The organism is Moraxella lacunata, assembly GCF_900453205.1.
Lineage (GTDB): Bacteria > Pseudomonadota > Gammaproteobacteria > Pseudomonadales > Moraxellaceae > Moraxella > Moraxella lacunata_B.
On record NZ_UGQU01000006.1, the window covers coordinates 1 to 9,871 of the forward strand.

Annotated in this window: 12 protein-coding genes; all 12 read left to right on the top strand. The window is 41.1% G+C overall.

All coding sequences use genetic code 11. The features are described from left to right. The coding region (locus DX073_RS13970; protein WP_147279741.1) for a LysM peptidoglycan-binding domain-containing protein at positions 1-1,134 on the top strand (1,134 nt) is incomplete at its 5' end. A 4-nt stretch (positions 1,135-1,138) separates the two neighbouring features. Continuing rightward, entirely contained in the window at positions 1,139-1,603 is a 465-nt protein-coding gene (locus tag DX073_RS13975) for a hypothetical protein (protein WP_147279742.1), read from the top strand. 48 nt (positions 1,604-1,651) lie between these two features. Beyond that, the gene (locus tag DX073_RS13980; RefSeq protein WP_115008596.1) at positions 1,652-1,903 is read left to right on the top strand and encodes a hypothetical protein; all 252 of its coding nucleotides are present in this window, start codon (positions 1,652-1,654) and stop codon (positions 1,901-1,903) included. Further along, positions 1,888-2,145, top strand: coding sequence for a hypothetical protein (locus tag DX073_RS14440; RefSeq protein WP_115008597.1), 258 nt, complete (start codon positions 1,888-1,890; stop codon positions 2,143-2,145). Before DX073_RS13980 ends, DX073_RS14440 begins: the two co-directional genes overlap by 16 nt. 37 nt (positions 2,146-2,182) lie before the next feature. After that, complete coding sequence (locus DX073_RS13990) at positions 2,183-3,286, top strand: type VI immunity family protein (protein ID WP_181814468.1); 1,104 nt, start codon at positions 2,183-2,185, stop codon at positions 3,284-3,286. Between the two features lie 399 nt (positions 3,287-3,685). Further along, the gene (locus tag DX073_RS13995) at positions 3,686-6,259 is read left to right on the top strand and encodes a type VI secretion system Vgr family protein (protein WP_115008599.1); all 2,574 of its coding nucleotides are present in this window, start codon (positions 3,686-3,688) and stop codon (positions 6,257-6,259) included. 23 nt (positions 6,260-6,282) lie between these two features. Continuing rightward, positions 6,283-6,489, top strand: coding sequence for a hypothetical protein (locus tag DX073_RS14000; protein WP_115008600.1), 207 nt, complete (start codon positions 6,283-6,285; stop codon positions 6,487-6,489). Positions 6,490-6,608: 119 nt separating this feature from the next. After that, positions 6,609-7,661 carry a DUF2931 family protein gene (locus tag DX073_RS14005; protein ID WP_181814469.1) on the top strand — a complete coding sequence of 351 codons (1,053 nt, stop codon included), beginning with the start codon at positions 6,609-6,611 and terminating at the stop codon, positions 7,659-7,661. A gap of 40 nt (positions 7,662-7,701) precedes the next feature. Then, positions 7,702-8,808, top strand: coding sequence for a phospholipase effector Tle1 domain-containing protein (locus tag DX073_RS14010; protein ID WP_115008602.1), 1,107 nt, complete (start codon positions 7,702-7,704; stop codon positions 8,806-8,808). Between the two features lie 63 nt (positions 8,809-8,871). Further along, on the top strand, positions 8,872-9,084 hold the full coding sequence (locus DX073_RS14150; protein WP_147279743.1) for a hypothetical protein: 213 nt from the start codon (positions 8,872-8,874) through the stop codon (positions 9,082-9,084). Positions 9,085-9,175: 91 nt separating this feature from the next. Next, on the top strand, positions 9,176-9,586 hold the full coding sequence (locus DX073_RS14015; RefSeq protein ID WP_220186773.1) for a hypothetical protein: 411 nt from the start codon (positions 9,176-9,178) through the stop codon (positions 9,584-9,586). Between the two features lie 32 nt (positions 9,587-9,618). After that, the coding region (locus DX073_RS15125) for a contractile injection system protein, VgrG/Pvc8 family (protein ID WP_404932945.1) at positions 9,619-9,871 on the top strand (253 nt) is incomplete at its 3' end.

The following is a 9,871-nucleotide window of genomic DNA, read 5'->3' on the forward strand; positions in this document are numbered from 1 at the left end:
GTGCCGAGGTTGCCACAATCCGACCCAAAAAAACGACAAAAAGGCTTTGTTCTGATTGATGAGACTACGCAAAAAGCGTTGCCTTTTAGGGAATATCGTATTCTTAATGAAGATGGCGAAACATTCCGAGGCGTATCAGACAGATTTGGTTTTATTCCTCAATTTGAAGATGGTATGCTTGAAGTTGTGCCAAGCATGGGGTATTACGAAGTACTAGATCTCCGTGAGGTTGCGGATTTGTGGGTAGATGATGAGATAAATCAAAATAACCCATCTGAGTTATCCGCTGTGCCAGCAAGTAGTAAGGCAAAGACCATTCCAGATAATCAAGCAACAAGCAGTGGCTATATCGCTGAATTAAGAAAAAAAGATACCGCTCTCGCCAAAAAGATTGACGACATGAAGCTTCAAGGATATGCACTAGATGCTGTGCCTGATGTACCAAAGGGTGCAAAATTGGTAACCATTGAGAATCTTATCAAGAATACAAAGGGTGCTTCTATTAAGCAGGTTGAATATGTGAATTGGTTTTCAACAGATGATTCATTATATCCTGTGACAGAGACCATCATTAAAGAAAAGCATTTAAAAGCTGGATATTTTTATTTGTTTACTCATGCCAATCCTAATATCATTATGTATGGTGAAGAACGCTACACAAGAGTTGCTGATATTGCCAACCAGTTAATAAAAGATGGCTACAAATCAGACAAACCCCTTGTTATCATTGCTTGTCAAGCAGGTAATGGTGTCAATTCTATCGCAGAACGTTTGGCAAAACACTTAGGAGTTACAGTTTATGCTCCAACTTCATTGGCGTGGTTTAAAACAGCTGTGGGTCATCATAAATTTAGTGGCATTTATGCCAGATTCAAAAAAGGCAAAGATCAAATCGGCGAACCTAGAATCAAAGGTGCTTTCCGTGTCTTTCATGGTGCTGTTGCCAAACCCGTGCAATGCAATCCACAAAGCAACCCTAGTAAGATGAAAATCCACACCGTACGTAAAGGCGAAAGCCTAGCAACCATTGCCAAACAATATGGTACGACCATTAATGCCATTGCCAAGGAAAATAACCTATCCGACATTAACAATCTTAAAATCGGACAAAAACTTCTTATTCCATGTGGGTAAACAGATGTTAAAGTATGCTATTTTATTATCAGGCACAGCGTTGATAATGGCTTGTCAGCCAACTGATACCACCAATTCAAACCAATCCAATCATATAGGAGAAACCACGATGAGCAGCAAATACCCTTGGCTTGCCAATCCAAGATGGACGCCAAGGCAAGCATCCAAAGCAACCGAATTCTTTCGTGATAGTTACTATCATAAGCCAGAGATCGTTGAGATGATGATTGTCAAAAAACTAGCCAGTGAAGGTCATCTGGATGCGATGTACGCATTGCAAGCTTCAAAACTGACTGCCGACCTTAACGACCCTAACTTTTCCTATACAGATGAGGATAAATATCAAGATGGCAAAGTCTATTATGAATTGGCAAGACAAGGACAGATGAATGCCAAATGGCGTATTATTGACTGGTATGCCGACCACGCTTATGATGAGTTAGAAACCAAAACATATTATGAAGCTTAAAGGAGTTTAGTAATTACCAAAGCGACGAGTTTTTAAAAGAAATGATTAATGATTATTACTTACGAACTTGTCATGGCAAAGGCACGAGACAAGAGTCTGTTAAGAGGTTACATCTCTTTTATTGCCAGCAACCAAAGTTATCAATCCAAAGATAATTATTTTAACTGGGGAGAGAGTTATTTTTACGCTGATTTGCGTGACTTTAAAGCCTTAACTAATTCCAAGACGGCCAATGAGTTTTTTACCGTCATCATCATTATTTTGAACGCTCACATGACCCTGAATTGCTACCCTATCTAACCCAACTTTATGCTTTTGGTTTTGGTACTACCAAGAATTTAGATAAAGCCTGCCAATACTTCGCTTATGCTCAAGATGATCATGAATTTGCACAAACATCGTTGGCTTTTGATGCCTTAACCACTTTATTTCATCAGCATAACATGAAATGCACCAAAGATCCAAATATTAAAATCGCCACCCTAGAGGAAGCAAATGAGTGGTACAAATCTTTATATTGGGGAGAGAATGAGAACAAATAGTGATTTTTTAAGATTAGATCTTAACTTGGAGAACCCCGTGAAAACCCTAAACGACATGAACGAATACAAAGAAGACTTTCATTACTATGACATCATAGACGGCAAAGAAGTAACCGTTAATGATGTACATCTGACCGCTTGTTTATTTTTTAGAGATGGACACCTACAAGAAACACGAGAACATTTAAGAGATTGTATCAGTCAGTATATGGCACTCTTTGGCGAGCATATCACTTGGGGGTTTAATTCCAAGAACCGCAGATGGACAGAAAAACCCTTTGATAAATTACCGAGCTTTAACGAAATCCTAGAAGAGCGCAAAGACCCAGATGATGTCATTGAATGGTTTGTGTCAGCAGGCAACCATAAGCTCATGCAAGAAGCGGTGCCTTATGAGCTGTTTTGTCTGACTGAACGAGACTGGCAACTTGAAAATATTAGCCAGCTTAGATTTCGGGTGGATAGGGCGGATTTTTTTAACCCTGACAAACAAGCAGTAATTATCAATTTGTTTAATTATTGCGTGCATAAATTAAACCCTTATTTTGCTTATATGGGTTGGGGAACGGCGATTGGTTATGAAAAGGAATATGGTTTTGATGAGCTAAATCAATGTAAAAAATTTATTGGCATAGCTGTGCCAAGTACATGGGATGCTGTTGCTATGCACCACGGCATTCGTAGTATTGATTGGTGGACTTATATCAGTGATGACTTGGCAGAGCGTATTGGTGGTAGGAATAAATTATTAGAGCAAGTAACCGCCAAGTCAGTGGAGCATAAATTATACGATAATGGCGTACTCTTGATTGCCGATGAAGTGCCACAGCTGTTACCTGCTGATGAGCCTATTCCACAAAGTTATTTGGATGTTAATGACATTTGTCGTCCGATGCGAAACGGGCATTATGGCTCTCTTAGATTAATGAACGAATATGATGGTGGTATCGGCTACCAAACCTTTAACGCCTACTTCACTGACCTTTGGTTAAGACGCTTTGATGACCCTAATCTATGGCGAGCTTTCCCCAAAAAAGCAAACCTGACATTACCGCAGAGCCTATTAAGTCAGAAACAGGCGATGTTATTGCTGTCAAGACAGGGGAGGTTTGTCAGCAAGATGGGCGTTATATTTATTTAGACGAGTATGATTATAATCGTGGTCAGTTTAGGTACCACAATATCAACGAATATGACGGACAACTCATTGACTACCGCCAATATGTCGTCCTTAAAAAAGGTGACATCGCCCCTTATTTTATCCATATGGACACAAACTGGCGTACTGTGGAGGCGATGGAGATTACTTGGACTTTGGTGGAAGTGTTATAATTGTAATACAAAACCTTTTGATTTTATTTTCTTAAATTTGAAAAGCGTTCCTGTTTGGACGCTTTTCATCAACTGTCTTTTCCAACAATCAAGCAAATTTTCATCCCCCCCCTTGACCCCCTCCCACCTCCCATGCTAAAATCCAATCACTCCTAAATCATTCTCATTAACCCCACCTAACCATTCAATCATTCAATAAGGACATCCCATGAACCATCGTGCTCATCTACACTCTGTTTATCTGCCCAAAAGTGTATCTGGCACGCCTTATCTATGGTTCGACAGCTTACAAGGGGTAGAGAGTATCAACGGACTGTTTGAATACAAACTCATCGTCAAAGCCAAAGACGAACATGGCAACCCTGCCCATGGTATAGAGGGGCTAGAAGGTTATGTCAGTTTTGAAGCTTATCATGGCAGTATCATCCACCCCAAAGAGGGTACCCCCCACCAAGGCACCACCTCCTACCAAAGCGTCGCCTCTCACTTAGACCTAAGCTCCCTCATCGGCACGCCCTTAGGCATATCCCTTGACTTAAATGACAAACACCCCATCGATGATAGAACCATCACAGGACAAGTCACAAGACATGGCATCATCACCAGCTGTGCCAAACTCACCACACACAACAGGCATGCCGTCTATGAACTCACCTTATCTCCATGGACTTACCTACTCACCAAAACAAATAACTACCACATCCACCAACACAAATCCATCCCACAAATCATCGAAGAGGTGTTATCCTGCTACCCTTATCCTTGGCAGTTTGAACTCATCCATGACTATCCTGAACAAGACTACCAAACCCAATATGACGAATCAGACTACGCATTCATCACTCGCCTCATGAGTGAGCATGGCATCAGCTTTTACTTTGAACACACCAAAGACAATCACACCCTAATCATCACCGACCATGTCAGTCACCTAAAAAGACACGCCAATCCCTTTTATGACACCTTGACGCTCTATCCACCCAATCAGCGTATGCCAGAGTATGCTGAATACCTAGAACACTTTAACCCCAAAAGCAGACTGACCTGTGCCCAAAGTCTCTTATCTGATTATCAGTTTAAAACCCCTAATGAACCCCTAATGGCTCATGATACCATAAAAGGGGTGCAAACTGACACACACAAACCACATCAGGCACTCATCCATCACCTACAACGCTATGAATGGCATCAAGGCAGACGAGCGGGGGGTGATGAGCTGGCCACAAAAAACGAACAGCTTATCGCCTCTTATCGGCATCAAAGCCTAAGTGCCACCGCACATGGCAGACTAAAGGGCATACAGGTTGCCCATTTATTTACCCTAACAGGTCACCCTCATCAAAGCATGAATACCGACTGGGTTGTCTACGCCTTACAGATGAGCATCAAACCCATCGATGAAGACAACAACACCCATCAGTACTATACCGCTGATACAAGCTTTACCGCATACCCTGCCACACATCCGCTTGTGCCCACAACCCCCTGCCCAAGACCCATTGCCCGTACCCAAACCGCCACTGTCGTCGCCCCAGAAGGTGAAGAGATACACACCGACCAATACGGTCGCATCAAAGTCAAGTTTCACTGGGATAAACCCACACTCACCCAAAGACACCTTGTAGACAATCGCACCGGTGATGACAAAGATGACCTAAGTCAGATAAACACCTGCTATCTTCGTGTCGCCAGTACCTGGGCAGGAGATCACTATGGGCACATTGCACTACCCAGAGCAGGCCAAGAGGTCATCATTGACTTCTTTGGAGGCAATCCTGACATGCCCTATGTGGCAGGCTCTTTGACCAATCCAAACAACATGCCTCTATACACCCTCCCTCATGAAAAAGTCCTCTCTGGCATCCGCTCCAAAGAGTATGGGGGAGACAAATCCAACCAACTCATCATGGATGACACTAAAGACAAACTGCAAACCCACCTAAAATCCGACCACCTACACACCGAGATTAACCTAGGACACATCAGACGTCTTACCACCCCCCAAGGACGAGGTGAATACCGAGGCGAGGGCTTTGAGGTGAGAACTGATGGACATGGGGTGGTAAGAGCAGATAAAGGTGTGGTGATTACCACGCATGGGAGGCAGGGGACGGTGGGGCATGTGAAGGATGTGGGGGAGTCTTCTGAATCTTTAATGGTTTCTCATCAAATTCATAAGTCTTTTTTAAAACTCTCGGCATCTCATGATGTTAATGAATCATCATTAGACATTGACGTGGAAGAATCATTTAAGCAGGACTTAGATGGCCTTATGGGCAACAACATCATCAAGGACGAGTTGCACGAAAGTGAGTTGGACGATGAAGACAATAGTCAAATACACCCTGAACTATCCTCTGCCCAGTTGCTGTTATCATCAAAAGACAGTACCATACTATCATCACAAAACAACATTAATATCGCAAGCCAAAAAAATACCACATTAACCACACAAGGAACATTGAGCATTGCCAGTGCAAAAAACTTATTAACAAACATTGCACAGGGGTTAAGGGTGTTGGTACAAAACTTAGGTATAAAGCTATTTACTGCTCGTGGTAAAATTCAAATTCAAGCCCAAAGCGATGATATAGAAATCATTGCAGAGCAAGTACTAAAATTAATCAGTGCCAAAAACAACATTGAGATTGTCGCTGATAAAGAAATCATCTTAACTTCCAATGGCAGTTATATCAAGATAGATAAAGAGGGGGTGGAGATAGGCTCGCCTAAAAAGATTAAGCTACATTCATCTGTGGAGGTGTTGGGGGTAATTCCCTAAATTATGCTCTGCCAGAATTTCATATGACCCACGATGAGGCGTTTAGATTATTGGATGATAATAACGACCCTATTGTTGGATTTAAATACAAAATCATCACCCCAAATGGTACCGTTTATCGTGGAAAAACAGATGATGAAGGCTATACTATGCGAATCAACACAGGATTTAGCAGTGAAGAAATTTTCATTTATCAGGATTTGGATGATGAGAGAAATGAAGAAAATTAAGTTGCATTTTTATATAAGGTATGCCTATGAAGCAAAAAATTCCTAAAAATCTCAAATTTGTTTTGGTAGGTTTAGGGCTGTTAGCAATTGTTATTTTTTTTGGTTATAAGAGGTATCAGATGATGGACAAAGCTGAGTATAGCGTGAATTTCGACTCTGTCTATTCTTATAATATAGGCAATAATCGTAAGCATTCAAAACTGTTTAATAAAGATGGTAAGCCCTTTTTTTGGTTTGGGTATATGGAGCAAGGGACAGGGGGTGCACCGAATAGTTTTATACCCCAACCCAAAACTTACGACACTTGGGACATTCCTGCTCGTGTGGAGTTATTATTATATTCTTCTACCGATGATCAGTTTTATGAGTTAAAAACCGATTTGCCTTATGAGCGGATTAAGGCGATGTTTAAGGAGACTGTTCCACAAATAATGTATGCAGATAAATATTTTCCCCTAAAAACAGGTCGCAGGTACGAACATTTAGTCTTTTGGTTTGCCCCTAAGGGCAAAATCTATCTGTATATCTCAGGCTATGAAGCAAGACTGATTGGCACCTATCAAGCCACACCCATTGACTATGATTGGTGGCAAGATACGTTAGAAGATGCCACTTATCCTCCAGAAATTGAAGCCTTACAGCGGGGAGAGCGGTGCTATCAAACTTATGCTACGAAGGGTACGGACATCTGTTATGAAATTGCAGACCGAGAAACTTCTGCCAGAAATTATAAGTTAGGAGAAGAATACAAAGACTTTCAAGAAAAGGCACATCTGTATTACAACGAAGGGTTTTTTGATCCTGTACAAGTGCATTTTAAGCTGACGGGTCGCAATGCCAAATTGCTTGCTTATAGAACCAATCTGTTGAATGGCGAAGAATTCATTATCCATAAACCAGAAGAACACACCGAACCCTTTAAATCCATTCCTGTGGTGTTTGTGCTACGCTTTGCCATAGATGACAAGCCTTACGAGTTGCTACTCAATTTATCGGGCGATATGTTTGGTACTGGGGGAAGCGATCGTTCCTCAGAATATTACCAATACTGGCAAGACAATTTTGATATGTCCAAACCTGTGGAGATTGAAGTGGAGCTTGTCAATGATGAACTTCTTAAAGTTTGGTTTAAACAAGGCGACAAAAAACTGTTATCAGAAGTGCTTATGTAGAAGAGTTTGATAAATTTTAATATTAAATTTGAGGATAATTATGGCAAATTACAATCAAGATGGCGGTTCTACCATCAAAAAAGCAGGTACAAGCCCAATAGGAAATGGTACCACCACCAAACCTACCAACACCAGTAAGGATGTGAAGTTAAAAACCATAACGATTCATATCTTCTTTGATGGTACAGGTAATAATATTTATAACTCAGCCGCTCATAGAGACCCTGAGTTAAAACACTTGGATAGACCAAGTCAAAGAAGCTATACCAATTATTATTCTAACATTGCTTTATTGTTTGAGATGATGGAAGCTGATGGCAACAATGTTATTAAACTGTATGTAGAGGGTTCTGGTACCACCCAGTATAAAAATGATGATAGTCAAGGCTTGGGTTTAGCGACAGGGTCTAGCGGACGAACCACTCGTCGTAATTCTTTGACAAGTCAACTACACAGAATGGTTCAAAAGACAAATATAGAACCTGCAAATATTATTTTTAATGTTTATGGATTTAGTCGTGGAGCGGCTTGGGCGAGACATTTTTGTAGCCATATAAAACAAACAGAAACATTCAAAAGAAGCAAAATTAACTTCGTTGGGATATTAGATACCGTCTCATCTGACGATGTTAAACATTATAATGATGTTAAAGAATTAGGTCTAGACATCGGCAAACCCCAAGACATTAACTATATTTTTCATTTGACTGCCCAAAACGATTACCGCTATCATTTTCCTCTAACCCAAATCAAGGGGGCAATCAAAGATGGTATTGGCTTTGAGTGTAGCCTACCTGGGGCTCATTCAGACATTGGGGGAGGGTATCCAGAGGAATACAGGGAAGTCAGTAGAAAATTGACCACTGACTACCGTCAGGATAAAGAGTATATTGATTATAATTGGTTTGTAAGTAAAGGCTATTATACTAAAAAGCAGTTAACTGAAAAACCAGTGACAGGTCGCACCGCCCAAGAACATGGTCGCCTTATGCAAGTCTACGCAAAGAGAACCGTCAAATTTCACTATCAATTTATTTGTTTTGAAATCTTAAAAGCGGTAGCTATTAAAAAAGCAGGTATAGGGCTAGAAAATATCATTCCGCTTCAAACCCACAAAACAAAAATAAAAAAGAACACGATGCCATGAAAAACATTGATAAATATTAAATGAGATGAAATCCGATAAAATCTTAAACGCCTTTTATAATAAATGTTACAACTACATTTTAACAACTACACTAAAAAAGGTGGTGGATATGCAGTACCATTATTAAATGATAGCGATATGAAATATATCTATGGTACTTACATTCATAATTCTTTGGAGTATGGGGATATCGCCAACAAAGGTGGTGAAAACAATAAAATCAATGGTAATTCTAGCCAGCCAACAAGACCAATGGTTATTGACGGGTTTAGGTAATAACTGTTAACATGGAAGAAACCGTTATGGATAAGCATTGCTTGCCACCAACGGTTTTCTTTGCGGTGTTATTTTAAGAGTACCCCCCCCCTTGACCCCTCCCACCTCCCATGCTACAATCAAATCATTCTCATTAACCCTGCATGTCTGTTCAACACAGCCCAGAAATATATACCACACACATCACACACATGACATCTTGCCCATAAGGAGATACCCCCATGAACCATCGTGCTCATCTACACTCTGTTTATCTGCCAAAAGTGTATCTGGCACGCCTTATCTATGGTTCGACAGCTTACAAGGGGTAGAGAGTATCAACGGACTGTTTGAATACAAACTCATCGTCAAAGCCAAAGACGAACATGGCAACCCTGCCCATGGTATAGAGGGGCTAGAAGGTTATGTCAGTTTTGAAGCTTATCATGGCAGTATCATCCACCCCAAAGAGGGTACCCCCACCAAGGCACCACCTCCTACCAAAGCGTCGCCTCTCACTTAGACCTAAGCTCCCTCATCGGCACGCCCTTAGGCATATCCCTTGACTTAAATGACAAACACCCCATCGATGATAGAACCATCACAGGACAAGTCACAAGACATGGCATCATCACCAGCTGTGCCAAACTCACCACACACAACAGGCATGCCGTCTATGAACTCACCTTATCTCCATGGACTTACCTACTCACCAAAACAAATAACTACCACATCCACCAACACAAATCCATCCCACAAATCATCGAAGAGGTGTTATCCTGCTACCCTTATCCTTGGCAGTTTGAAC

Coding starts and splice junctions, on each gene's coding strand:
- DX073_RS13975 (WP_147279742.1), top strand. CDS start 1,139: ATGTTAAAGTATGCTATTTTATTATCAGGCACAGCGTTGATAATGGCT.
- DX073_RS13980 (WP_115008596.1), top strand. CDS start 1,652: ATGATTATTACTTACGAACTTGTCATGGCAAAGGCACGAGACAAGAGT.
- DX073_RS13995 (WP_115008599.1), top strand. CDS start 3,686: ATGAACCATCGTGCTCATCTACACTCTGTTTATCTGCCCAAAAGTGTA.
- DX073_RS14000 (WP_115008600.1), top strand. CDS start 6,283: ATGACCCACGATGAGGCGTTTAGATTATTGGATGATAATAACGACCCT.
- DX073_RS14005 (WP_181814469.1), top strand. CDS start 6,609: ATGATGGACAAAGCTGAGTATAGCGTGAATTTCGACTCTGTCTATTCT.
- DX073_RS14010 (WP_115008602.1), top strand. CDS start 7,702: ATGGCAAATTACAATCAAGATGGCGGTTCTACCATCAAAAAAGCAGGT.
- DX073_RS14150 (WP_147279743.1), top strand. CDS start 8,872: ATGTTACAACTACATTTTAACAACTACACTAAAAAAGGTGGTGGATAT.